A 24,533-nucleotide genomic window follows, 5' to 3' on the forward strand; every position below is an offset into this window, starting at 1 on the left:
TGTTAAACACGATTACGGATTTGGGTAATCGTGGATGAAACAGAGATTTGTTCTTTATCCGTAAACACTTCAATAACCGTCGGCCGATCAGCTTTAATCGACGCTTCAAGCACCTGGGTAAATTCTTCAGGCGATTCCGCTGTATGACCGTCTGCACCAACGCTCGCCGCCAAATCAGCAAAGGAAACATTTCCTAAATCCGTGCCAATAACTTTTTCCGGGTAATGCATTTCCTGGTGCATGCGGATCGTTCCATACATTTTATTGTTAAATACAATACATATGACCGGAATATGGCAGCGGACGGCTGTCTCCAATTCCTGCACTGTCATCATAAAACCGCCATCCCCTGACAGTGCAACCACCGGCTTATCCGGCATAGCCAGCTTTGCCCCAAGTGCTGCCGGCATCCCGTACCCCATTGCACCGGACGTCGGGCCGACATACGTATGTTGTTTTGTAAACTTATAATACGCATGCAGCCAGCCGGCGAAGTTGCCGGCATCATTGGTCAGGAGTGCATCATCCGGCAGCTTGCTATCCAAAATGGCCAGCAAGTGTTTATTAATGACATCATTCTTTGAAACATCCAGGCTGCTGGCACGCTCGTATTCTTTACAGCGCGCATCAGCCCAATTTTTCCAGTGGAGATGGAGTTCCATTCCAGAAAATTTCTTTAGTGCTTCTCCTGCATCCGCTGTAATGCCGACATCCGGGCTGTAAACTTTTCCAATGGTGTCGACACTGATGTCAATATGAATCAGCTGTTTATCGGCTGTGATGATCTTATAATCCTGCGTCGTGACCTCGGACAAGCGGGTGCCGAGTGCAATGATTAGATCCGCTTCCTCCACGGTTTCCAGTATCTTCGGATTGGTTCCAAGTCCCAAGTGCCCGGCGTATAATGGATGATCATGCGGAAACACGTCATGCCTGCGAAATGCGGCAATGACAGGCAAATGAAAGTCTTCCGCAAACGTTACAAGTGCATCTTCAGCCTGGGCGCTTTTTACGCCTCCACCTGCGATGATGAGCGGCTTTTCTGCTTTACTAAGCAGTTCTTCCACCCTGTCCGTCTCCTCCTGTGATGGTGCCGGCTTGGGTTTGACAGTGGCCGGGCCGAATGACATAGCCGCTTCAGTCGGGAGAACATCTTCCGGCAGGGAAACTACCACCGGCCCCGGCCGACCGGTCTGCGCAATGCGGAACGCCCGCTGCACAAGTTCTGGCATCCGGTCCGCATCGTTGACCTCCACCGCCCACTTGGCGATGTGGCCGAAGTACCTGTCCAGATTGACTTCCTGGAACCCTTCCCGGCCGCGGAATTTGCTGTGCACCTGACCGAGGAAAACGACCATTGGTGAAGAATCCTGATATGCCGTATGTACGCCAATGGACAAATTGGCCGCACCAACCCCTCTTGTAGCCATCACAACACCGGGCTTCAATTTGGACTTTGCATACCCTTCCGCCATAAATGCTGCCCCGCTTTCATGTCTGGCAGAAATGAGCCGAATGGATTCTTCATCATGAAGTGCATCCAATAACGGAAGATAACTTTCTCCCGGTACACAGAACACATCGCGCACTTGTTCTATTTTCATGCATTCGACAATGGCCTGTGCCGCTGTCATCGTCTTCGCTCGCCGCGCTGCCTCCGCAGTCCTCATGGGCGACTCCCCTCCTTTATGTCCAGTTTTTTCATTCGGGCGACCACCTCATCCAGCCGGTCTTCGCTAACGGTGAGCGCAACCCGGAAATACCCCTCACCACGTGAGCCGAATGCATGGCCGGGAGTCACAATCACACCAGCCTCATTCAGTAATTTGTCGGCAAATTCCATGGATGAATAGCCGTCAGGAACTTGTGCCCAGAGAAAAATAGTGCCGTTTGGTTTGTCTGCCCGAATGCCTAATTCACGAAATCCTGAGTGCAATTTCTCCATGCGAGCACGATAAATTCTGTTGTGTTCCTCCACCGCTGAAAAGTTACTTCTTAGTGCAGCCGCTGCCGCTTTTTGAATCGGCAAAAACTGACTCGTATCCATATTGCTTTTAAGTGTTGCCAGTGCTTTGATAACTTCCGCATTGCCGACAACGTAACCGATCCGCCACCCAGTCATATTGAAGCTTTTCGACAGTGACCCGAATTCGACTGCACGATCTTTGGCATTAGGCACCTGCAACACACTTGGTGCCTCATAATCGTTAAACGTAATCATGTCGTAAGCAGCATCGTGTACAAGAAGCATGTCATGTTTCGCAGCCTTTGCAATCGCTTCCAAAAAAGTGTCGAATTTTACAGTAGCAGCTGTCGGATTCCCCGGATAATTCAAAAGCATCATTTTTGCCCGGTTCATCACGTCCTGCCCAGCCTGTTCATACAGCGGGACGTAGCCATTTGAATGATCAAGCGGCAATGGAGAACTTACCCCGCCGGCCAACTGCACCGCTGTCCGATAAACTGGATATCCCGGATCTGGCACGAGAACCGTATCACCGGGATCGATAACCGCATGCATCAGATTCGCGATACCTTCCTTGGAACCAATAAGAGCGAGTACTTCTGTTTCCGGATTCAGGTCAACATCATACTCACTTTTATAAAAATGAGCGACCGCTTCCCGAAATTCTGCACATCCGCTGTAGGTGGAGTAGCGATGGTTGGCGGCATATTTCGCTTCCTCAGCAAGCCGGTCAACGACAAAAGAAGGTGCCGGCAGATCCGGTGCGCCAATACCCAAATCGATTACATCCACCCCATCGGCTTCGAGCTCTTTCTTTTTCTGCTGAAACGACGAAAATAAATATGGAGGCAAATTTTTCACCTTGACTGAGGCAAAAGACACGCAGCATCCCCCTATTTCAGTATTTGAAATGCCATTTCATATCTGTCTGTTACAAGTATAAATCAGCAATAAAAAAATTGCAATTGTTGATAATATACAGATTTCAACAAAAAACAGTCGGAGGTTACTAAATTTGCCTGTGAAATTGTAGTAAGATGCTGAAATAGTATATAATATGGCATATGTTTTGATAGAAAGGATATATTCTTTATGCGTGAACAATGGTCAACGAAAGTTGGTTTTATTTTATCATCGGCCGGTGCTGCTATCGGCCTTGGGGCAATTTGGAAATTTCCCTACATGACTGGGATGAACGGCGGGGGCGCTTTTTTCCTTCTGTTTATCGCTTTTACATTGATTATCGGCCTTCCGCTTTTAATTGCGGAATTTATTATTGGAAGAGGAGCTCAGCAGGAGGCGGTCACCGCGTACAAGAAACTTGCTCCAGGGACTGGCTGGTCCATCATTGGCCGCTGGGGGGTGGCCGGTGCATTCATTCTTCTGTCGTTTTACAGTGTTGTCGGTGGCTGGGTGCTCATTTATGCAGGCATGTCTCTTACAGGTACGGTCATTTCACCGGGGGCAGACTATGAACAATTATTTAGTACGATTACCGGCAGTCCGCTGATATCCATTACCGGGCTCGGACTGTTTCTGGCAATCGCTATTCTGATCGTATCGTTTGGCATTAAAGACGGGATTGAACGAGCAAACAAAATCATGATGCCATTATTGTTCATCTTTTTTATTGTCCTGGTTATCCGTTCTGTAACTTTTACAGGAGCAGCGGAGGGATTGGCATTCTTTTTGAAACCTGATTTCTCAAAAATTACTGCCGAAGGGATACTATATGCGCTTGGGCAGTCATTCTTTGCGCTGGCAGTAGGTATTTCTGTGATGGTAACGTACAGTTCCTATCTGGGAAAAGAAGTAAGCTTGCCGTTTTCAGCAATATCTGTTTCCATTATGAATATCTTTGTATCACTGCTGGCCGGACTGGCTATTTTTCCTGTTGTCTTTTCATTCGGACTGGAACCTGCGGAAGGGCCCGGGCTGCTGTTCATGGTGCTTCCGGCAGCATTCGCCCAAATGCCGATGGGTGAGGTATTTCTCAGTTTATTCCTGCTGTTATTCCTGTTCGCTATCTTTACGTCAGCATTCAGTATGGTGGAAATCATAACCGCAGCAATGACAGCTGGCAAAGACCGTTCGCGGACCAAAGTTGCCTGGCTGACGGGGCTTGTTGTTTTTATTGCCGGAATCCCGGCTGCCTTATCCTCCAATACTCTGGCAGACTTCAAAATTTTCGGGCTGACTGTTTTTGATGCCAGTGACTTTCTTGTCAGCAACATTATGCTGCCTGGAGGGTGCTTTTTAATCGCCCTGTTTATCGGCTTAAAAATGGACCGCAGCCTGATGCAGAATGAATTTTTAAGCAGTAGCAGTTTGGGAGCAGGAAGTTTCCAGGTCTGGTTTCAGATTATGCGCTGGGTTACTCCTATCACCATCCTAGTTGTATTTCTGTATTCACTCGGGATTATTTAATGGGAACATCAGGATTTTTCCTGTGAACTTCGGGCAATTTAATGTGAACATCGGGATTTTTCTTGTGAACTTCGGGATTTTCACTTCAAATATCGGGATTCTACCTCAAGGGGGTAATTTGCATGGCTAGAAAAATTGTCATTGTTGGTGGCGTTGGTGGTGGTGCAACCGTTGCAGCACAGCTTAGGCGACAGGATAAGGATGCGGAGATTCTGCTCATTGATAAAGGCGAGCATATCGCGTTTTCCAATTGCGGAATGCCCTACTATATCGGCGGAGCCGTGAAAAAACGGGATCATTTGCTCGTTGACACAGAGAAGTTTTCCCAAAAATACGATGTGCATATCCAAACAAACACAGCAGTTACAGCAATTGACCGGTCACAAAAACAGGTAACCTGCCAGCATGAATCGGGTGAACATCACGAAACATATGACAAGCTGATTCTATCCCCCGGGGCCACGGCAGTTATGCCATCCTTTAAGGGAATGAACAAAAACCGGACGTTCACATTGCACACCATTCCGGATATGGACCGAATAAATCAGTATATTGAAGCTCATAAACCACAAACATGTGCGATTATTGGTGCTGGATTTATCGGGATGGAAATGGTGGAAAATCTGCAGGAAATCGGCATTCACTGCACCGTCATTGACCGGTCAAAACAAGTGGCCAAACTGGTTGACGAAGATATGGCAAAAACCATTGAAGATCATTTACAGGAACAAGGGGTACAGCTCCTGCTGGATGAGGAGCTTGCTTCTTTTTCCGATAATGGAGCCGTCTTGCACCTGTCCAGTGGAAAAAGTGTCCAGGCTGACATGACATTGCTGGCCGCGGGGATTAAACCGAATACAGAGCTTGCTGTCAGCAGTTCACTGGAAATCGGCGAAACCGGCGCCATTAAGGTAAATAAATTTATGCAGACAAACGATTCGGATATCTATGCCTTGGGTGACGTGGTGGAGACAAATGACCGCCAGTTCCAGACACCTCGGCATGTTGCGCTTGCATGGCCGGCACACCGCCAGGCATTTATCATTGCCAGTCATTTAAATGGTTCAGATCTTGCTTACAGCGGAACACAAGGGTCGGCAATTTTCAAAGTGTTTGACATGACTGTTGGCGCGACCGGCGAAAATAAGTATTCACTGGACGAACTGGGAGTCAACTATCGGGAAGTGAAACACGAAGCACGCTCCCACGCCGGGTATTATCCAGGTGCAGAGAAACTTATGATAAAGCTGCTGTTTGGTGCGCAGGATGGAACGCTGTACGGAGCACAAGTTGTCGGCAAGGATGGCGTTGATAAGCGGCTTGCAGTACTGACTACCGCCATGAAAGGCAAACTGACCGTACGCGACTTATCCGATTTAGAGCTTGCCTACGCACCGCCTTATTCATCACCGAAAGACCCGGTCAACATTATTGGTTATAAAGCTTCCAGCATGCTGGAATAGATATAGGCACCAGCCGCTCTTGTTGTGTGGCTGGTGTTCCTTTTTTAGTAGGAGAAGAAAAAGAGGACAGATTGGATTCGGTAACATCAACCCATTTGCGGAGAGTATCAACCGGTTACGGCAGTATATCAACCGGAGTGACTAGAATATCAACCAGTGGCGACGGAGTATCGACCGATGTGACAGAATATCAACCGGTTGCGGCAGAATATCGACCGGTGTGGCCGGAATATCAACCGGTTGCGGCGAAGAATCGACCGGTGTAGCTGGAGTATCAACCGGTTGCGGCGAAGAATCGACCGGTGTAGCTGGAATATCAACCGGTTGCAGCGGAGAATCGACCGGTGTGGCTGGAATATCAACCGCTCAGGGCAGTCAATCAAACGGTATGCGATAAAAACCTACACAAAAAAGCTCCCGAAAGCAAAACCTTCAGGAGCTACTCTTAAAATCCTTCTTCAAAGCGGTAAATCAGTTTGTATTTGTTCTCATCCATCAAGTCTTTCACATGTGCTCTCACCTGATGACCGAAGATGACTTCATCGTCCGTCATCGCTACAATCATTGCTTTTACATTATTTTCGGCATCATAATAAATGTCGCCGACAACTGGGCCATCAAAGTTATCATTCTCTTCCGAAAGGCCAACGGTTTCGTCCTCCTGGAGCTGTGCCTCGGATACAAGTGCTTTGTCATAATATGCTATATCTTCGCTGTCTTCCGTTTTGCCTGGAACCATGACAACATATTCACTATGTTTAACTCCATTATCCCTGGTCGTCACCACGTTTCCATCTTCCACGCTGTCGACTTTTTCAATTTCGTTCAAGGAATAATGATCCAGAAAGTCAGGTGCCGGTTTCGTAATTAGAATGTAGTCACCAGTTTCAGGCTTCTTATTCTTATCGATTGTATACCGTCTGCCGTAAAAAATGAATGTATCATGATGTTTTGGCCGGCACGGTTCAATGTTAGGCGCACTTGTTATGTCCTGCTGCATGTCTTTCAGTCGGTACAAGTGAACGGATTGCTTGAACATTGGCTTCACGGAATATACTTTGTGAAGTTCGTTTTTATAATAAACGAACTGCCCTTTTCTGACCTGAAATAACTTCATGATGATACCTCCTTCTATATACAAACATTATATCGTTTTTTATTTTCCATCATACCATATAAATTAAACATAATTTTAGTGAAAACACAAATTTATGCCTTGCTTTCTGCCTTTTCTTTCAACTCGACCGCATTTTCCTGCTGCAGCGGTTTTTCACGCTGTCGGTTAACAGCCATGATTCCTACAGCCACAAGCCCGAGTGCACCTAGTATCATGATGGTCAGGTTCTCGCCTGGAATGAACATCGCTGATAGGATGGCTCCGGATACCGGTGTCATAAATTTATAAATACTGATTTCGCCTGCTTTATTGTATTTCAGCAGGGAGTACCATAAGGCAAACGCGACTGCTGACAGAACGGCCGCATATAAAAGCAGCCCCCAGCCAAGCGGAGTAAACACCATTGCGCCAGGCTCCATCTGGGGCAGGCCGAATATAAGCATAAGACTGGCACCAATGGTTAGCTGCCACCCGGTCAGGGCAAACGGGTGAATGCCAACAGCCAGCTCTTTGGCCATGATGGTACCGATTGCACCTGTCAAAGCGGCCATGATCATAAATCCTTCCCCTGTCAGTTGAAAGCTGAACTGAAACTCTTCTCCCCAGTTGGCTGCGACAATGCCAGTGAATCCTGCAGCAAGCCCAATTGTTTTCGCCCAGTTCAGCCGGTCATCCCGGTAAAAGAAATGCGCCAGCAGCACCGTGAAAAACGTTCCACTGGACACGAGGATGGCACCCTGCATTCCCGATGTATTGGCAAGTCCGTTATAAAAGAAAAAGTATTGCAGTGAGGTCTGGACAATACCAAAAATCGTCAGCACCAACACCTGCTTCCGGGTAACTTTCAATGCTTTCGGACGTATTAACGCCATGCCGACCAATAAAATGAGCCCGGCCAGCAAAAAGCGTATCCCAGCAAAAACAATCTTCGCAATGACATCATCTGCTGCCATTTGCAGTTCCGTATAGCTTACCTTTAATACCGGAAAGGCACTCCCCCATAAAATAGAACAGAAAACAGCAATGCTGATGACTGCCCATCTAGTCGTCAATAGTTTCTTCATCGTGATTCATCTCCTGTTGATCCGTGGTAAAGCGTACATACAACACCCGGCATTATCCTGCCAATGCCGGGCTGCAAAAGGATGGGCCGATCTTTATTCATTCCGGTCATTGCCTGTTTTCCAGTTCCTCTGCCAGCAGAGAAAGTTCTTCCCAGCGTTCCAGTTTGGCTTCCAGTTCCTGTTCCCGTTCCTTTTGTTCCTTATATAAGTCATGCACCGCTCCGGCATCACTTCCAGCATTAGCAATCTGGTCCTGCAGTCCTTCGATGAGGGTTTCCAATTCAGTTATGTCATCCTCAATCGTTTCCCACTCCTTTTTATCATGGTAGGACATTTTTTTCTGAGCAGGCTTTTTGGGTGTTTTTTTCGGTTCTGCTTGTTTTTGTTCCTGTGCTTGTTGTTTTTCATGTTCCAGCAATTCGTGATAGTTGCCGTAGAAATGTTCCACTTGCCCTTCTTCTTTGAAGACAAGCATGTGGTCGACAACACGGTCAAGGAAATAGCGATCGTGTGATACCGTAATAACAACACCCGGAAATTGCTCCAAATACTCCTCCAGGACACCCAATGTCTGTGTATCCAGATCATTAGTCGGCTCGTCGAGAAGCAGTACATTCGGCTCAGCCATTAGGATTTTCAATAAATAAAGACGCCGCTTCTCGCCACCTGACAGTTTACGGATATAGTTCCACTGTTCGGACCTGGAAAATAAAAATCGTTCCAGCATCTGTTCTGCCGTGATTTCATCGCCACTTTTTGTCTGAATGACCTCAGCTGTCTCCCGAATATAGTCAATAAGCCGTTTGCTGCCGTCCAGTTCTTCATCCGTTTGCGTGTAATAACCAATCTTAACCGTCGGACCTGTTTCCACATGACCATGATCCGATTCCGCACGACCAGCCATGATATTCAATAGCGTTGATTTGCCTGAACCGTTCGGACCGACAATACCAAGGCGATCCCCCGGCACTATAAGGAAATTAAAGTCCTCAAGCAGTTGCTTTCCATCATAGGATTTGGCAATGCCCTCCAGTTCCATCACTTTTTTCCCGAGCCGGGCTGATCCTGCTTCAAAGGACACATCACGGGATTCGGAAGCATATTCTTTTTGCTTCATTTCTTCAACCCGGTCAATGCGTGCTTTTTGCTTGGTGCCACGGGCTTTTGGTCCCCGCTTCAACCAGGCGACTTCCTTCTTCAGCATGCTGCGGTGCTTCTCCTCATAGCTTTTCTCCAGTGCTTTTCGTTCTGCCTTCTTTTCCAGGAATACTTCATAATTTCCTTCATAAGTGAACAAATTGCCCTCGTCAAGTTCAAAAATCTGATTGGTAACACGATTTAAGAAATAACGGTCGTGTGTAACAAGCAATAGTGCACCTTTATACGATGTCAAATAATGTTCGAGCCATTCCACCGTCTCATTATCAAGATGGTTGGTCGGCTCGTCAAGAATGAGCAAATCGGCAGGCTGGATCAATGCTTTGGCGATCGCCACCCTTTTCCGCTGGCCACCCGATAGTTCCCGCACATGCCGGCTGAAGTCAGTGATCCCCAATTTGGTAAGTATCGTTTTAGCGGCCGTATTGGCTTCCCATGCCTCATATTCATCCATTTGCTGCTGTTTCGCAAGCAGTTTTTCCTGAATCGCCTCATCGCCGGGTGCATGCTGGAGATCGAGAAGCGTCTGTTCATATTCGCGCATCACCTTCATGATGGCCGCGTCCCCATAATAAATCTGCTCCATGACCGTCAGATCCGGGTCAAGGTCAGGCTCTTGTGCCAAGTATTCCACCCGGTAGTCTTTGGCATGGCTGATGGAACCACGTTCAGCAGTATCAATGCCAGCGATGATTTTCAGAAATGTTGACTTTCCTGTCCCATTCACACCGATCAGCCCAATTCGATCGTGCGGCTTTATCATGCAGGATATCCCATTGAGTAACGTTTTCTCGCCGTATGATTTATATAGATTATCGATTGTAAGCATGTTTATTACCTTCCTAATGCAGACTCATCGTCATCATTCTGCTTTTTGCCTTTCAGCAGCTGTTTAATGAACAGCACGACTAAAAACAGCAGCCACGAAGTCACAGCATAAAATATAATCTTACTCAGCTGGTCCATTTCCTGAAAGAAAAAGGCCATACCAGCCCAAATGACGCCAATTCCAATAATTTGATAGCCTAAAAATTTAATTGTCCGTCCCTCCAGACATACGAATACTCTCCTTCTAGTTTATCTCACCAGCCGTCACTTTTCCATTAGAAAAACTCGGCATTCGCCTTGCCTCATAGCGTATGCCGGAGTTTTTCTTATAAGGTCATCCATAATTTATACTTCCTGACGTTATTATGAAAAACTATGCCGTGTTCCTTGGCTCAAAGGAAAATCTGTATGCCTGGATCCACCCAGCAAAAAACCGGGGAAAGCGACCCCCGGTGTAGTATCATGCATCCAATTCTCGCGCAACATTAGCCGTCTCTATTGCGGCCACCGCTGCTTCTGCTCCTTTGTTGCCCGCTTTTGTTCCTGCGCGCTCGATGGCCTGCTCAATCGTCTCGGTCGTCAAAATCCCGAAAATAACTGGCTTGCCGGACTCCATTGAGACGCTGGATACCCCTTTCGCTGCCTCACTGCAAACATAGTCAAAATGCGGGGTTGCCCCACGGATGACTGCACCAAGCGTGATCACCGCATCATAGTCAGCGCTCACTGCCATTTTACGGGCAATGACCGGAATTTCAAAAGCCCCCGGCACCCAGACAACATCTGCGTTTGTTTCGTTAACCCCATGCTGTTTAAGTGTGCCGAGTGCACCATCAAGCAATTTTCCAGTAATAAATTCATTGAACCGGGCCACAACAATACCGATTTTCAAATCCGTTCCAACCAGACTTCCTTCCACTGTTTTTCCCATCACGAACATCTCCTTAAAAGTAATTTGTTGCTCCAATAGACAACTGCCTACAGGGAGGGTTTCAGTCCCTTTGCAAATGCAATAAATGGCCCATCTTGTGTATCTTTGTATGAATGTAATGCTCATTTTCCTTCCGAACACCTGTCTCAAGCGGTATCCGTTCGTCAATTCCGATTCCATAAGCCTGCAGTCCATCCAGTTTTTGCGGGTTATTCGTCAGGAGCTTCACATGTGTGACACCCAAATCGCTTAATATCTGTGCGCTTATCGCATAGTCGCGCATATCCGGTGCAAATCCCAGCTGTTCGTTTGCTTCCACCGTATCCATCCCGGCATCCTGCAGCTGATAAGCGTGCAATTTGTTCAAAAGCCCAATACCACGGCCCTCCTGGCGCATATAGATGAGCACGCCGGAACCGGCCGCGTCCATCTGCCTCAGCGCTTCATGCAGCTGGGAACCACAGTCACAGCGATGAGAGGCGAATACGTCACCGGTCAAGCATTCCGAATGCACCCGGGCAAGCACCGACTCTTCCGGATGGATGTTTCCTTTGACGAGTGCGATATGTTCCTTGCCGTCCAAATCATTCGTGTACCCATATACATGAAATGTTCCGAATGCTGTCGGCAGTTTTGTCTCCACCTCTCTCTTGACGTGTATTTCTCGCTGTTTGCGGTATGTGATGAGATCAGCTATTGTTATCAGTGTGAGATCAAATGCTTCCGCCATTTTATCTAGATCCGGGACACGTGCCATTGTGCCGTCGTCTTTAATAATTTCACAAATAACCCCCGACGGGAATGCCCCGCATAATTCTGCAAGATCAAGAGACGCTTCTGTATGGCCCGGACGCTCCAGCACGCCGCCGTCTTTGGCGATCAGCGGAAAGACATGGCCAGGCCGTTTAAAATCTGCCGCCCCCGTATCGGGGTGGGTGAATGCACGAATCGTTTCGGACCGGTCCCCCGTACTGATACCTGTCGTTGTGTCCTGATGGTCGACACTAACCGTGAATGCCGTCTCAAAAGGATCGCTGTCCTCCCCCGTCATAAGTGAAAGCTCCAGTTTCCGGGCCAATTCCTGCTTAATGGATGTACAAACGAGCCCCTTCCCATGCGTAATCATAAAATTGATGATATCCGGTGTTACCTTTTCCGATAGCGCAACCAGGTCACCCTCGTTTTCCCTGTCGGCATCATCAACGACAATGACCGGTTTCCCCGCTTTCAAGTCATGGATTGCTTCCTCAATGCTATTAAACATCCTATCCACTTCCTTTGTCTGGTTTTAGTTTTGCTTGCGTGGATGGTTCATTAAGCTGTGCACATGTTTTGCCAGTACATCACATTCCACATTGACACAATCTCCTTCACCTTTTGCTCCAAGTACGGTTTGCGACACGGTATGCGGAATCAGTGACAGGGTAATTTCATTGCCGCTGATACCGAACACCGTCAAGCTGACACCATCGATAGCCACCGAACCTTTCATGATGAAATAAGCGGTCAATTCCGGCTGGATGGCCACATCGTAGTAAACTGCATTTTCCTGCTTTGTTTTTCGGACAATGGTGCCCGTTCCATCGACATGGCCGGTGACAAAGTGCCCACCAAACCTGCCATCAGCCGGCATGGAACGCTCGAGATTAACAAATGCGCCTTCTTTCAACATGCGCAGAGAAGTAGCCTTCATCGTTTCCGGCATGACATCCACCCCAAATGCATCATCCGAAACATCGGTAACTGTCAGACAAATGCCATTAACTGAGATGCTGTCACCAATCCGCACGTCTTTCAGCACAACTGCCGCGTCTATTGTCAGCCTCACCGCTGTTTCAGAAACCTGATCCAGTTGTCTGATCCTCCCCATTTCTTCAACAATTCCTGTAAACATCTGCATCAACCTCCTGTGGCTCGGCAATTATTTTGATAGCTTCCCCAATCATTTCCGTAGATGTAATCCTGATCGGCAAAACATCCTTCATGGAATCAAATCCTTCTCCACCAGCAACACCAGGTGCATCCTTCCCGCCAATCAGCTTTGGAGCCATGTACTGCACCAGCTGGTTGATCTGTCCGCTCCCAATAAACGACCAATTCACGGCCGAACCGCCTTCCACGAACAATGACATGATGCGCTGACGTCCCAGATAGCGAAGAACTGTATCAGGATCTGTTGCCGGAAGCGGGATCACTGTTACGCCAAGTTCTTCATAGGGGCTAATCGCTGCATCTGACACCTGTTCGCCGGTAATGATCCATGTCTTCGCCTGCCGGTCAGAAACGACATTGGCTTCCAGTGGCGTGCGCAGATTGGAGTCAAGAATGATGCGGAGCGGATTTTTCGCGCCCTTCGGCAATCGGGCCGTCAGACGCGGATTATCAGCCAGCACCGTATTCACCCCCACCAAAATAGCATCATGCGCATGACGATACCGGTGTACATCCGTACGAGCCGCCTCATCAGTAATCCACTTGCTGTCCCCTGTTTTTGTCGCGGTTTTCCCATCAAGGCTGGTTGCTGTCTTTAACGTTACATACGGCATTCCTGTTTGCGTGTAATGAAAAAACGCGCGATTAACGTTCGTGGCTTCTTCCGCCAGCAGCCCAAGCTCCACATCGACTCCAGCCGCACGCAATTTCTCGATTCCGCGCCCGGCGACTTTTTCATTCGGGTCCATGACAGCAATGACAGCACGCCTGATTCCTTTCTCCACAATTAGGTCGGCACATGGCGGTGTTTTCCCATGGTGACTGCACGGCTCGAGTGTGACATAGATGTCTGCACCATGCGCTCTGTCTCCCGCCATCCAAAGCGCGTGCACCTCGGCATGAGCCTCCCCCGCCTTCATATGGGCACCCATTCCAAGAATTTCGCCATCTTTGACGACAAGGGCACCAACCGGGGGATTGGGACTTGTCTGCCCCACAGCAGACCCGGCCAAGTTCAGGGCGAGTTTCATAAAGTATTCATCATCCATCACAGCACACCTCCACGAGTCCTGACAGCATTCTGGGCTGTCTTCGTTCATCGCATCATTGTTTTTCAGCACATTAAAAAAACCCCTGAATTTCCTTCAGAGGTATAAGAGCAGAATTTTTTACAGGTATGTACTATATACAAAACAGCCACACACAAGCAGCCAAACACGCTACTTGTATGCAGTCCAATTGCATACCACCCGAAAAATTCCTTCTCCCATCCAGACTGTCACTGTCGGCCCCGGACTTTCACCAGGTCCACCGCTTGGTATAAAACCGCACGGGTCACGGACTTTGAAGCTGTGCCTCATCACCGTCGGTAGGGACTTTCACCCTGCCCCGAAGGAATATCTTGTGTATTCAGTTATTTTATTTTAGCTGATTATGATAAATGTACCTTATGTTGACGGATTTAGTCAACAATTACGACTAAAAAGATATACATTAATTTGTACACCCTTATTTGTATAATTAAACTGAGCCTAGAGATGAACACACAATCCTAGATAAATGGCATCTCGGTATGGGCTTAATTTTATTAAAAGGGGAACTCAACCATGAGGAAATTTTCGGTATTACTTTTGTCAGCAATTTTATTTTTGTCAGCCTGCGGGCAGGGAAGCAGCAATAACGACGCAGCAAAGGAATCCGATGACCAGGGTACAGAGCAACAAAATGAAGAAGATTCGAATACAGCAGATGATGGAGAAACCATGACACAAGAGGAAAATAAAGAAACCGAAGCCCAAGTAGGGGATACGGTAACTTCAGACAATGGCGAACAAACACTTGTTAGCCGTACAGATGACGTAGGTACGTTTGAGTCAGGTCCCATTAACTTAACCATTGAAAAAGTAAATGGTGTGTCAGCGAATCTCAAGGGGGATCTAGCAGAAATAATGGAAACAGATCAATTAGAATATATTCAAGTTGATATGAATGTGGAAAATACATCAGAAGAAACAGTCAGCTTTTATGCTTCTCAGGCAACCATGACAACGAATACTGGTGAACAGTTAGAGCCAGATATGTTAATGAGTGAACATATAGATGGAGAATTCATAGGTCAGGTAAATAAATCAGGAACCTCCTTTTATATCTTGGAAAATTCCAAGGCTGAAAACGTGGAATCGATACGACTAATTTTTAGCGCTGCAAGTAATGACAACTTTGAAGATATTGGCGAAGAAATTGATATAGAAGTGGATCTTAAAAAATAACTTACTATAAATGGTGCACATTACTATGTGTGCCATTTTCTTATTCGATCTAATAGAAGGTACATTCTGACTGTATAAAATAGATAGAAAGATTTATGGACTAGTTACGTTCCATACCAAAGCACTAGATTCAGCCCTTCACGTGGGAAAAACTCACACCTAAACTACTATTTCACATGAAATCGGTATACTATACGATAGAAATAGATTCATATATTTTTAGGAGGGGAATTGATGTTCAAACGAATTCTGACGTTGGCTGCTGTTTGTATTCTGGTTGCCGGAACTTTTCTGGCGGTGAACACGGAATCTTCCCAAGCGGGGAATGGAAACGGCAACGGAAATGGAAAAGGTAATTTCAATGCGCCCAATAATGGAAAAGTGAAAAATGTCATCGTCCTGATTGGCGACGGCATGGGTCCATCGTTCACGACAGCATACCGATACATGAATGACGACCCGTCCACTGCTAAAATGGAAAGAACAGTATTTGATAATCACTTTGTCGGCAATGCCGTTACGAACCCTGAGGACTCTGAGGAAAATGTCACCGACTCGGCAGCTGCCGCAACGTCCATGTCTGCCGGGGTCAAAACATACAATGGTGCGATCGCCGTTGATAACGACCGGGAGAATGTCAAAACTGTGCTGGAAGCTGCTAAAGAAAAAGGTATGGCAACAGGCCTTGTTGCAACATCTCAAATCAACCATGCGACGCCAGCTGCATTTGGTACACACGATCCGTCCCGACACAACTATAATGAAATCGCCGATGATTTTTATGACGACATGATAAGTGGAAAACACAAGGTCGATGTCATGCTTGGCGGCGGAACAGACTATTTTAAGCGTGAAGACCGGAACTTGGTTAAAGAATTTAAAAATGACGGCTACAATTATGTAACGTCAACGGAAGAAATGCAGGCAAATGATAGTGAGCAGCTTCTTGGTTTGTTTGCACCGGTTGGGCTCCCGAAAGCCATTGACCGCGAAGAAAACATCCCATCACTTGATGACATGACCAAAGAAGCGCTGGAACAGCTTGATAAAGAAAAAGACGGCTTTTTCCTGATGGTGGAAGGAAGCCAGATTGACTGGGCAGCACATGCCAACGACGCTGTCAGTGCCATGAGCGAAATGGAAGACCTCGCCAAGGCTTTTGAAACTGTTATTGAATTTGCGAAACAGGACAAGCATACCCAAGTTGTGCTGACAGCGGATCATTCGACCGGCGGATTCTCTATTGGACGTGACGGTGACTATAATTTTTACCCAGAGGCAATTGAAGCAACGGAGCGCACACCAGAATTCATGGCACAGGAGATCGTGGATGGTGCTACAGTTGAAGGTGTTCTGAATGAGTACGTGGAATTCACATTCACAGAAAAAGAACTGGATGCCATTAAAAAGGCTGCTGCATCGGATGATTTCGATACAGTATACAGCGCCATTTCCGACGTATTTAACAAACGCGCTGGTGCGGGATTCACCACAAGCGGCCATACCGGTGTTGATGTGCCTGTCTACGCATACGGGCCGAAAAGCGAAGTATTCTCAGGCCTCATCGACAACACAGATATCGCAAACGAAGTCTTCAACTTTTTAAAGTAGATGAATAGATTCTGGCTGTCACTTTTATTGTGGCAGCTTTTTTGGTTGAGGAACCTGGAGATAAGAAACTATCAGGTTGATATCTCCGCCAAACGGGTTGATACTTCTCTGCAACCGGTTGATATTCCAGCCACACCGGTTGATTCTCCACCATTCTGGTCGATTTTCTACTTAAACCGGTTGATACTTCTTGCCAACAGGTCGATACCCCCGCGCCGGGGGGATATTTTCTTTATAAGCGTGACCGCAATCTCTCTTCTTAAATCTTTCTCTGCTTTCAAAATTCCTTCCCACTCGGGATTAGTCTGCTATAATACAGGTAGAGTTTTTCACGGAAAGGAGCAGCGATATGCAGCTGAGGAAGGGAAAAATGAACGGTATTACTGATGTTGCCGGGGTTAAAACTGGCCATGTAACGCTATATGAAAAAGTCAATGACCAGGATACAGTATGCACTGGGGTTACTGCTATTCTACCCCATGACGGGAATTTATTCCGCCAAAAAGTGCGGGCAGGCAGCGCAGTCATCAACGGCTACGGGAAAACGGCCGGACTGGTACAAGTAGATGAACTGGGGCTGCTCGAATCACCGATCATGCTTACAAACACATTCAGCGTTGGTGCGGTCATGCAGGGAACGCTGACTTATATGCTAGAACAGGATCCAGGCATCGGTGATACGGAAAGTTCCATCAACATCGTTGTCGGCGAATGCAATGACAGTTATTTAAATGCCATGAGGCTGCAGGCGGTCCAACCGGAACATGCGATTGAAGCAATCAAATCCGCTTCCGATGGTCCGGTTGAAGAAGGAGCCATCGGTGCAGGCAAAGGGATGGTCTGCTTCGGGTATAAAGGCGGAATTGGAACAGCGTCACGCGTCGCAGAAGGCTATACCGTCGGCTGTCTCGTACTCAGCAACTTCGGCAAACGGGAGGATGCACGTTTTGCCGATTTCAACCAGGTACAAATGGATACCCCGGATGGATCCATCATGATTGTGATCGCAACGGACGCACCGCTTTATGACCGACAGCTGCAGCGGCTTGCCAAACGCTGTGCTGCGGGACTAGGCAGGGCCGGCAGCCATATCAGCCATGGCAGCGGTGATATTGCCTTCGCTTTTTCCACCGCTAATACGTATGATCATCAATCAGACTCACAGATGGACAGCCTGTCGTTTATCCGTGACGATCACCCGGTAATGAACGAACTTTTCCAGGCCGTCGTGGAAGCAACAGAAGAAGCGGTCATCAGCTCGCTACGAAATGCCGAAACAACAGAAGGACGGAAAGGACGTATGGTGGAAAAAGCACCGCTGGATTGAATTAGACACCAGCCTTTGGCGATTCCACGCTAAACTTTGGCGATTTCAGATCAATTTTAGCGTTTTCGCAGCAAAATTCGGCGTTGTCACACTAGAATTTGGCATTTTTCAATATATCGTTAAAAAACAAAAGGTTATCCCATTAATATCCTGATGAGATAACCTCTCGAAACGAATCTATTTTCCGTTTGCTTTAAATTCCGGCTGTTCTTCCCTTTCCGCTTCACGCGCGTGCTTATCTTTAAACCGCTGGAAAAGTAGGTCCACCCTGTTAAACACCCATTGCAGCGCCAGTCCCTGCATGGCAATGCCGAGAACGGAGACGGCTGTCAGTGTCCAGACAGATACAGCCTGTTCGATTTCAAACACTCTATGTCCAAAAAAGAGCAAGTAGCCGAACACTGCCAGTGATGCTTCCAAGTGGCTTTCAATCGATGGCTCCACCGTCTGAATAAGCACCATTTCTGCGAGCAGCAAAGCGAGAACAAATAACAGAATCAGAGATTTGGACCGAATTGTCAGTTTTTCAACGAAGGGGACGACATAATATTTAGCAATCGTTTTGATCCGGAACAAATAGATGATGCGGACAATTCTGGCCATCTGAAAAAACTGATCAAATGGGATAATGGCAATGAACAGAAATGGATTTTGTTTAATGAAAGTCCACTTCGCTTCAGCCGTCATGAAACGAACCGTGAAGTCGAGAAAAAATACACCCCACACAATCCAGCTAATCGTGGTATTATACGTGTCATTGGTCCATATCGTCACAATGGTAAGCATGACGAGGAGAATCATAATCGTTTCATAGATTGTTTTTGCCACTTTTTGCATGGGTATCCCTCTTCTATTTTTCCTATGGCGATTATACGACAAACGCCAGGGTGACGTAACCCTGGCGCTGTTTTCCATGTGCAGTACGGCTATTAGTCAGCCAGCATGTCATGGTATTCCGATGTTTTTTCCATTTTTTCTTTAACGTACGGGCATGTCGGCTTGATTTTCTTGCCTTCCTCACGTGCAAAGGATACCATTTTGTCTGTCAGCTTTCCGGCGATCCCCTGTCCACGGAGTTCTTCCGAGACATACGTATGATCCACATCGAATGTATCATTACCTTGTGGCTTAAACGTAATTTCTGCCGTAGGATTTTGTTCATCATCCCCGATGTAAAATTTTCCGTCGCCTTTTTTTATTTCCATAGAACAGCCTCCTTACCTCAATTTTATCCACACAGGCAATCACCATTCCCAGCTTAATTTGGAGTAGGTGCTGCCTCCATGAAAACATCCTTTATGATAGTTTTCCCATCACAGGCAAAAGTAATCTCCGGTCATTATCCCAACCAAGGCAGCGTCACGACAATCGCCATGACGAAGATAATCATCAGATAATTGACCGACACAAGGAACATCTTACGCGCCCATTTTTCATCATCATTGGTGAACAGTCCGCTCATTGCCAATACCAAATAACCGATGTTAAGCACCGTTGCAATTACGACAAATGTGGTTCCGAGTGAAAATAAATAAAATGGCAGCGGCAGCAAACAAGCTATATAGATAGCCATTTGCCGCTTCGTTATTTCCATGCCATGAACAACTGGCAGCATCGCCACATCCGCCGCCTTGTATTCATCATATTTGCGGATGGCAATGGCAAAGGTGTGCGGCATCTGCCAAATAAAAATGATAAGCGCCAGAACAATTGGCACAATGTGTGACGCCGGTGCAAGCGCGGCCCAGCCAATAAGCGGTGTCACCGCACCGGAAATACTGCCGATCACCGTGTTCAGCGTATAACGGCGTTTGGTCCACATCGTGTATGGCACCACATACGTAAACCAGCCGATAAACGTATATTGCACCGCTTCCCATGTCGTAAACATTAATAAAATAAATCCAAGAGCACTGGTGGCGATTCCAATCCACAGCACAGTCCGGAGTGGAATATTTCCAGTTACGGTCGGCCGTGATTGCGTCCGGGCCATGATCTGATCAATATCGGTATCATACCAATTATTGATAACGAGCGCACCGCCCATCACCAATGTGCTGCCAATCATCACCAACAGGAATATATCCAGGTTAGCCGCAAACGATGCCCCTGTAAAATAAGCGGCCAGCCAGAAGCCAGCAAAAACCGGTACCGCATTGGCCACCAGCACCGTAACCTTAAACAGGGACTGCAAATCCGACCATCGCGATGAATTAGCTGATGCATTTATATCTAAAGCAGTCTTACTCATTCCCATTCATCCTTATCACATATATATTCACTCTCTATTGTAATAGTTTTGAGCTAAATATGTAAGCAGAATGTATTGGGAGATAATGGAGGACGAACCACCTGGGAGCAATGCCTCCCCCTTTTAGCAAACTACCGATCGAACACCATTTTCAAATCAATGATCAAATCATCAAAAATGGAAACTTCTACTTTGTCTTCCGTCGAATACAGTCCCGGTCTGCCAAATCGGTAATTTTCCTGGAGAGTAAAAACAGTGACGACTTTTTCCTGCGGCTCGATAATCCAGTACTCTCTTACGCCAGCCTGTTCATATTTATTAAACTTTTCGATTTTGTCTTTTCTTGCTGTTGATGGTGACGTGATTTCCACTGTCATATTAGGGCTCCCTTGACATCCGTTTTCATCCAGCTTGGATTGATCACAGACAACCGTGATGTCAGGTTCAAATACATTTTGGCCATCCTGTTTCCCTTCCTTTTCTGCGTCAAGCACAACATGGAATGGAGCGGGATATACGCTGCACCCTGTCCCAATCAGATAATTAGCAATCTGCCTATGCACTTCTGATAATATCTCCTGATGAATTCTGGAAGGAGCAACTTGCATATAAGGAATCCCTTCAATAATTTCAGCTCTGACATCATCCGGCCATGACATATAGTCGGAGTACGTGTATATCCGATTGTCCTTAGGTATTGACACTTTAACCACCTCAAGGTTCATTTTCCTTTATTATACCATTTTTTCTATCCCTATTTCCTTAATCAATCCTTTGCACCTCATACTTGAAACCAGCACACTTATACCGCTGCCGCTGGTACATCTCTTTTGGTGTGTCCTCCCCGTCAGCAACGAGAATCACCGTATGATCCGGAAACCTGTCCATGACAAACTGCTGCAGTTGAGAACCGATACCTTTACGCCTGAACACCTCCTGCACAGCGAGATCATCAATTTCTACAAATTTGTCCGAGACAATCACATTCATTGTCCCAGCTGGTGCGCCTCCGTAATAAGCGAGAACCTTTATAAATTTTTCATCTTCAAACTGCTGCCTGTTCAGATCCACTTTCCCCTCGGCAAAGGTTTCCCCATTTTGTTTGTCTGTTTCATATTGCAAATCAATGAAGTCATTCAAATTTCTTTCCGTCACCTCGGAAACAGTGATAGCAGCATGTTTGCCTGATCCCAAAAAGTCATGAGGCCGAATGAAATAAAGTTCCAACCACCCAACATCATATCCGCTGTCCTTAAAATACTGGCATAACCCCTCATCCGGCTTTTCATTATCCGGGAATTCAAATTTTAAGTGGCTTTGATTATGTACTAGATGAAAGGCTTTTAGAAATTCCTCCGTCTCCTTGAATTCATGTATAGACGGCATCCGTTTAAACGCAATGAAATTACTGTCATACCTGATCAGCATCTCCGGATAATGATAATGCTTGTACAGTTCGTTTTCCGCTTGAACATGGCCGATTGTCAGGATGTTCCCAAATGTTGGCATTCCCATATGCAGTGCCCTCCCCCGAGTATTTATCTTTGTATATCACCTAATTTTTATCAACAGGGTCTACGATCCACGAAAATACTGCCCTTCACTAGTCTTGTGTCAAATCATCACCAAAAAGAATGTTTAAATAATCTTGCACCCCATTTAAAACACGATATATAGAAACAAATTCACCTTCAATTTTATAGAAAACTAAATACGTTCCACAAGCAAGGAAACGATAATCTGTGTTCAAATGCGTTTTTGCTGCTAGGGAAACACCCATTTCCGGAAACGTTGCTAAACTTTCAATTCTAGAAAAAATAGTTTCACTCATACTCTTTGCTGCTTCAGGGTTGTCCTCGGATATATAAGCCTTCATTTCTTGAACATCGCTAATAACCATCGGATTAATTCGGATGTTGTACTTCAGAATCAACCCTCCAACTCTTTCTTTAAATCATCAAGTGTTTTCCATTCTTCACCTGTTTTCACTGCGTCTTCAGCTTCTGTCAGTTTGGAAAACAACTTAATGACGGCTTGTTGTTTTTCGTATTCTTTAATATCTAAGAGAACATAACGGCCCCTCCCATTTTTAGTCAAATATACCGGGTCACCAATTTGGCAAGAACGTAGAACTTCGTTGTAATTTCTCAAATCCGAAACCGGTTTAATATTAGTCATTTTTTAAAACCTCCATTAATAGTTAATGATATTATATGCTAATAATACATAAAATACAACGTAACATTTTACGATGAATATTAACCATCCAGCCTATAACAAAACAGGACACTCCACAAAGGAATGCCCTGTTTTTGAGCTGCTTTCATCTAGCAGAAGGAATCTTTTGGTTTTGGCACGGATAATCCAAACATTGGCCTTAAATATAGCGCCAGGAAAGTTCCGGCAAGTGCCATCACACCCCAGATATAGCCATGCAGACTAAAGGAAGCAATGCCGCCGAAATAAGCACCAATATTACAGCCGAAAGCTAAACGGGCGCCATAGCCCATTAACAAGCCGCCAAACACGGAGGCCGCCGCATTTTTTCCGCTGAATCTGGACAGCTTAAACAACCCGCCAGCAGCAGAAGCCAGAAATGCTCCCAAAATAACGCCGAAATTCAAGACCGTTGTTGAGTCAGCGAAAATGGATGCATCCAGCACCGCTGCATTGGCACCTTGCCAGTACCCCCAGCTGGCCACATCAATTCCGAAAAACTGTGCCACTTTGGATCCCCATAAAGCAAAAGCCGACGTAATGCCCCATGGTGCACCACGGGTCATAAGGGTCAGCGCATTCAGCACGGCAAGTACGACCGCTGCTGCAAATAGTGGCCAGGATCCCCGGAAAATCCGCTTCCAGCCATTTGCTGACGGTTTCGGCGCCATTCTCGGTGGCCGCTTCTTTCGTTCCACGACCAGTGTAATCCAGGCAATCAATGCAAACAGACCTATCGACAGCACCCATGCACCGGTATAGCCAAGGCCTGTTGATGTCGCAAGCGATACTGGTTCAAAAGCCGGTAAATCCTCCGTCCAAAACGGCAGATGGTATGCGCCGATCGTGGAACCAACAATGAAAAATAATAATGTCACGAACATAACTGAGCGTCCACCGCCAACTGCGTACAATGTACCGGAAGCGCACCCCCCGCCAAGCTGCATTCCAACACCAAACATAAATGCACCGACGAAGAGACTGACGCCAACTGGTGATACATAACCAGAAACACCGTCACCAAAAAAGGAATAGCCAAAAGCCAGAATCGGCGCGAACAATGTAACGGCAACCGCGAGCATAACTAAATGCGATCTTACTGCCTGACCATTTCCGACACTCATCATCCGGCGAAATGCCGAAGTAAAGCCGAATCTCGCGTGGAATAACGTATACCCAAGCAAAAGACCAATCACAAGCAATAGCGGCTGCACAATTGTCTGTGTTACCATCAAATACACCAGCAGTACCGCCCCAACCACCAGCCCACCGATAATGAGCGGCAGTTGCGGTCTATTCAGTTCGGTATCTTTTTGCCTTTTCGGTGGTTTGGTATTATCTATCGGCTGAACATTTATAGATCCCAATATAAACACCCTTTTCCTATAAAATTACTATGAATTACAGTTATTATAATAGCGTGTCAGCACTTATGTGTCAAAGACTTTTTCCCGTGGCGGAATTTCAGATCGTTCAGGTACATAAACTCATCTGCCATCAATCATGATTAATTTAAATATGTATGTTTAACAAATTTTTTAAACGGGTAATAGCGGTAGTGTGACATGGGCGACATTTCATCCTTGGAGGTTTCATAGATGGAAGATAATGTAGTTTTATTTACAGGAAACATCAAACAATGCGACTTCTCCTATTATGAATTAATTGAGGAAGTACAGGACTTAATTTCCCTATTTCAAGATCCAGGCTTGCCTCCGAAGGCCAGAGAAGAAACTTACAATAGAATTATTCAATTAACAGGACGGCTATAATTGATTAATTAAACATATACTACCTGTGAGTCTTCCTATTGGTTAAGTGAAAAAGCCATTACCTATTGACGTCGCAATGACACCAATAGATAATGGCTTTTCATTTCGTTCTTCTTTTTACTTATTCAATCCCTTTTATTCATTCATCAACGGTATCCTGGTTACTATTACCTCCTCGCTACCTCATAAAATAACAGTT

General features: G+C 46.3%; 25 protein-coding genes and 1 riboswitch. Of the genes, 7 read left to right on the forward strand and 18 right to left on the reverse strand.

The window, feature by feature from the left end; all coding sequences use genetic code 11:
* Window positions 1-2: 2 nt before the first annotated feature.
* Together ACFSUO_RS04240 and ACFSUO_RS04245 are read right to left on the reverse strand one after the other, a co-directional pair.
* Entirely contained in the window at window positions 3-1,670 is a 1,668-nt protein-coding gene (locus ACFSUO_RS04240; protein ID WP_382391402.1) for a thiamine pyrophosphate-dependent enzyme, read from the reverse strand.
* Window positions 1,667-2,848 (reverse strand): aminotransferase class I/II-fold pyridoxal phosphate-dependent enzyme, encoded by a 1,182-nt coding sequence (locus tag ACFSUO_RS04245; protein WP_382391404.1) that lies wholly within the window; start codon window positions 2,846-2,848, stop codon window positions 1,667-1,669. Before ACFSUO_RS04245 ends, ACFSUO_RS04240 begins: the two co-directional genes overlap by 4 nt.
* A gap of 210 nt (window positions 2,849-3,058) precedes the next feature.
* On the opposite strand from ACFSUO_RS04245, the gene ACFSUO_RS04250 reads away from it, so the two are divergent.
* The 3 genes from ACFSUO_RS04250 to ACFSUO_RS04260 all read left to right on the forward strand — a co-directional run bounded on the left by ACFSUO_RS04250 (window position 3,059) and on the right by ACFSUO_RS04260 (window position 6,122).
* Window positions 3,059-4,393, forward strand: a complete 1,335-nt coding sequence (locus ACFSUO_RS04250) for a sodium-dependent transporter (protein ID WP_382391406.1) — start codon at window positions 3,059-3,061, stop codon at window positions 4,391-4,393.
* Window positions 4,394-4,515: 122 nt separating this feature from the next.
* The gene (locus ACFSUO_RS04255) at window positions 4,516-5,856 is read left to right on the forward strand and encodes a CoA-disulfide reductase (RefSeq protein WP_382391408.1); all 1,341 of its coding nucleotides are present in this window, start codon (window positions 4,516-4,518) and stop codon (window positions 5,854-5,856) included.
* A gap of 26 nt (window positions 5,857-5,882) precedes the next feature.
* On the forward strand, window positions 5,883-6,122 hold the full coding sequence (locus tag ACFSUO_RS04260) for a hypothetical protein (RefSeq protein ID WP_382391410.1): 240 nt from the start codon (window positions 5,883-5,885) through the stop codon (window positions 6,120-6,122).
* Between the two features lie 179 nt (window positions 6,123-6,301).
* Here the strand turns inward: ACFSUO_RS04260 and ACFSUO_RS04265 are convergent, their stop codons facing one another.
* The 8 genes from ACFSUO_RS04265 to ribD all read right to left on the reverse strand — a co-directional run bounded on the left by ACFSUO_RS04265 (window position 6,302) and on the right by ribD (window position 13,935).
* On the reverse strand, window positions 6,302-6,973 hold the full coding sequence (locus ACFSUO_RS04265; RefSeq protein WP_382391412.1) for a hypothetical protein: 672 nt from the start codon (window positions 6,971-6,973) through the stop codon (window positions 6,302-6,304).
* Window positions 6,974-7,065: 92 nt separating this feature from the next.
* On the reverse strand, window positions 7,066-8,037 hold the full coding sequence (locus ACFSUO_RS04270) for a DMT family transporter (protein ID WP_382391414.1): 972 nt from the start codon (window positions 8,035-8,037) through the stop codon (window positions 7,066-7,068).
* 106 nt (window positions 8,038-8,143) lie between these two features.
* Window positions 8,144-10,024 (reverse strand): ABC-F family ATP-binding cassette domain-containing protein, encoded by a 1,881-nt coding sequence (locus ACFSUO_RS04275; RefSeq protein WP_382391416.1) that lies wholly within the window; start codon window positions 10,022-10,024, stop codon window positions 8,144-8,146.
* Window positions 10,025-10,029: 5 nt separating this feature from the next.
* The gene (locus tag ACFSUO_RS04280) at window positions 10,030-10,161 is read right to left on the reverse strand and encodes a hypothetical protein (RefSeq protein ID WP_382391418.1); all 132 of its coding nucleotides are present in this window, start codon (window positions 10,159-10,161) and stop codon (window positions 10,030-10,032) included.
* A gap of 322 nt (window positions 10,162-10,483) precedes the next feature.
* Complete coding sequence (gene ribH, locus ACFSUO_RS04285; RefSeq protein WP_382391420.1) at window positions 10,484-10,954, reverse strand: 6,7-dimethyl-8-ribityllumazine synthase; 471 nt, start codon at window positions 10,952-10,954, stop codon at window positions 10,484-10,486.
* Window positions 10,955-11,015: 61 nt separating this feature from the next.
* On the reverse strand, window positions 11,016-12,227 hold the full coding sequence (locus ACFSUO_RS04290) for a bifunctional 3,4-dihydroxy-2-butanone-4-phosphate synthase/GTP cyclohydrolase II (RefSeq protein WP_382391422.1): 1,212 nt from the start codon (window positions 12,225-12,227) through the stop codon (window positions 11,016-11,018).
* Between the two features lie 15 nt (window positions 12,228-12,242).
* Window positions 12,243-12,848, reverse strand: a complete 606-nt coding sequence (gene ribE, locus ACFSUO_RS04295; protein WP_382391424.1) for a riboflavin synthase — start codon at window positions 12,846-12,848, stop codon at window positions 12,243-12,245.
* Window positions 12,829-13,935: a bifunctional diaminohydroxyphosphoribosylaminopyrimidine deaminase/5-amino-6-(5-phosphoribosylamino)uracil reductase RibD gene (gene ribD, locus ACFSUO_RS04300; protein WP_382391641.1), complete on the reverse strand. Its 1,107-nt coding sequence runs from the start codon at window positions 13,933-13,935 to the stop codon at window positions 12,829-12,831. Before ribD ends, ribE begins: the two co-directional genes overlap by 20 nt.
* Window positions 13,936-14,141: 206 nt before the next feature.
* Window positions 14,142-14,287: riboswitch (FMN riboswitch) on the reverse strand.
* A 206-nt stretch (window positions 14,288-14,493) separates the two neighbouring features.
* Here ribD and ACFSUO_RS04305 point away from each other — a divergent pair.
* The 3 genes from ACFSUO_RS04305 (at window position 14,494) to ACFSUO_RS04315 (ending at window position 18,094) form a co-directional block, all read left to right on the forward strand.
* Window positions 14,494-15,156, forward strand: a complete 663-nt coding sequence (locus ACFSUO_RS04305; protein WP_382391426.1) for a hypothetical protein — start codon at window positions 14,494-14,496, stop codon at window positions 15,154-15,156.
* Between the two features lie 234 nt (window positions 15,157-15,390).
* Window positions 15,391-16,767, forward strand: coding sequence for an alkaline phosphatase (locus tag ACFSUO_RS04310; RefSeq protein WP_382391428.1), 1,377 nt, complete (start codon window positions 15,391-15,393; stop codon window positions 16,765-16,767).
* Window positions 16,768-17,116: 349 nt separating this feature from the next.
* A complete protein-coding gene (locus ACFSUO_RS04315) occupies window positions 17,117-18,094 on the forward strand; it encodes a DmpA family aminopeptidase (RefSeq protein WP_382391430.1) in 978 nt (325 codons plus the stop codon).
* Window positions 18,095-18,271: 177 nt separating this feature from the next.
* Here the strand turns inward: ACFSUO_RS04315 and ACFSUO_RS04320 are convergent, their stop codons facing one another.
* The 8 genes from ACFSUO_RS04320 to ACFSUO_RS04355 form a co-directional block, all read right to left on the reverse strand.
* Entirely contained in the window at window positions 18,272-18,931 is a 660-nt protein-coding gene (locus ACFSUO_RS04320; protein ID WP_382391432.1) for a transporter, read from the reverse strand.
* A 92-nt stretch (window positions 18,932-19,023) separates the two neighbouring features.
* Window positions 19,024-19,299, reverse strand: a complete 276-nt coding sequence (locus ACFSUO_RS04325) for a GNAT family N-acetyltransferase (protein ID WP_382391434.1) — start codon at window positions 19,297-19,299, stop codon at window positions 19,024-19,026.
* Between the two features lie 134 nt (window positions 19,300-19,433).
* The gene (cyoE, locus tag ACFSUO_RS04330) at window positions 19,434-20,351 is read right to left on the reverse strand and encodes a heme o synthase (RefSeq protein WP_382391436.1); all 918 of its coding nucleotides are present in this window, start codon (window positions 20,349-20,351) and stop codon (window positions 19,434-19,436) included.
* A 125-nt stretch (window positions 20,352-20,476) separates the two neighbouring features.
* On the reverse strand, window positions 20,477-21,049 hold the full coding sequence (locus ACFSUO_RS04335; protein ID WP_382391438.1) for a Uma2 family endonuclease: 573 nt from the start codon (window positions 21,047-21,049) through the stop codon (window positions 20,477-20,479).
* 58 nt (window positions 21,050-21,107) lie between these two features.
* Window positions 21,108-21,860: a GNAT family N-acetyltransferase gene (locus ACFSUO_RS04340; RefSeq protein ID WP_382391440.1), complete on the reverse strand. Its 753-nt coding sequence runs from the start codon at window positions 21,858-21,860 to the stop codon at window positions 21,108-21,110.
* Window positions 21,861-21,948: 88 nt separating this feature from the next.
* A complete protein-coding gene (locus ACFSUO_RS04345; RefSeq protein WP_382391442.1) occupies window positions 21,949-22,278 on the reverse strand; it encodes a type II toxin-antitoxin system RelE/ParE family toxin in 330 nt (109 codons plus the stop codon).
* Window positions 22,275-22,523, reverse strand: coding sequence for a type II toxin-antitoxin system prevent-host-death family antitoxin (locus ACFSUO_RS04350; protein WP_382391444.1), 249 nt, complete (start codon window positions 22,521-22,523; stop codon window positions 22,275-22,277). The genes ACFSUO_RS04345 and ACFSUO_RS04350 overlap by 4 nt, the downstream gene beginning before the upstream one ends.
* A 149-nt stretch (window positions 22,524-22,672) precedes the next feature.
* Window positions 22,673-23,920: a YeeE/YedE family protein gene (locus ACFSUO_RS04355; protein WP_382391643.1), complete on the reverse strand. Its 1,248-nt coding sequence runs from the start codon at window positions 23,918-23,920 to the stop codon at window positions 22,673-22,675.
* 240 nt (window positions 23,921-24,160) lie between these two features.
* On the opposite strand from ACFSUO_RS04355, the gene ACFSUO_RS04360 reads away from it, so the two are divergent.
* Window positions 24,161-24,334 carry a hypothetical protein gene (locus tag ACFSUO_RS04360; protein WP_382391446.1) on the forward strand — a complete coding sequence of 58 codons (174 nt, stop codon included), beginning with the start codon at window positions 24,161-24,163 and terminating at the stop codon, window positions 24,332-24,334.
* Window positions 24,335-24,533: the final 199 nt, after the last annotated feature.

Origin of the sequence: Lentibacillus juripiscarius, assembly GCF_042685205.1 — a bacterium.
GTDB classification, from domain to species: Bacteria; Bacillota; Bacilli; order Bacillales; family Amphibacillaceae; genus Lentibacillus; species Lentibacillus juripiscarius.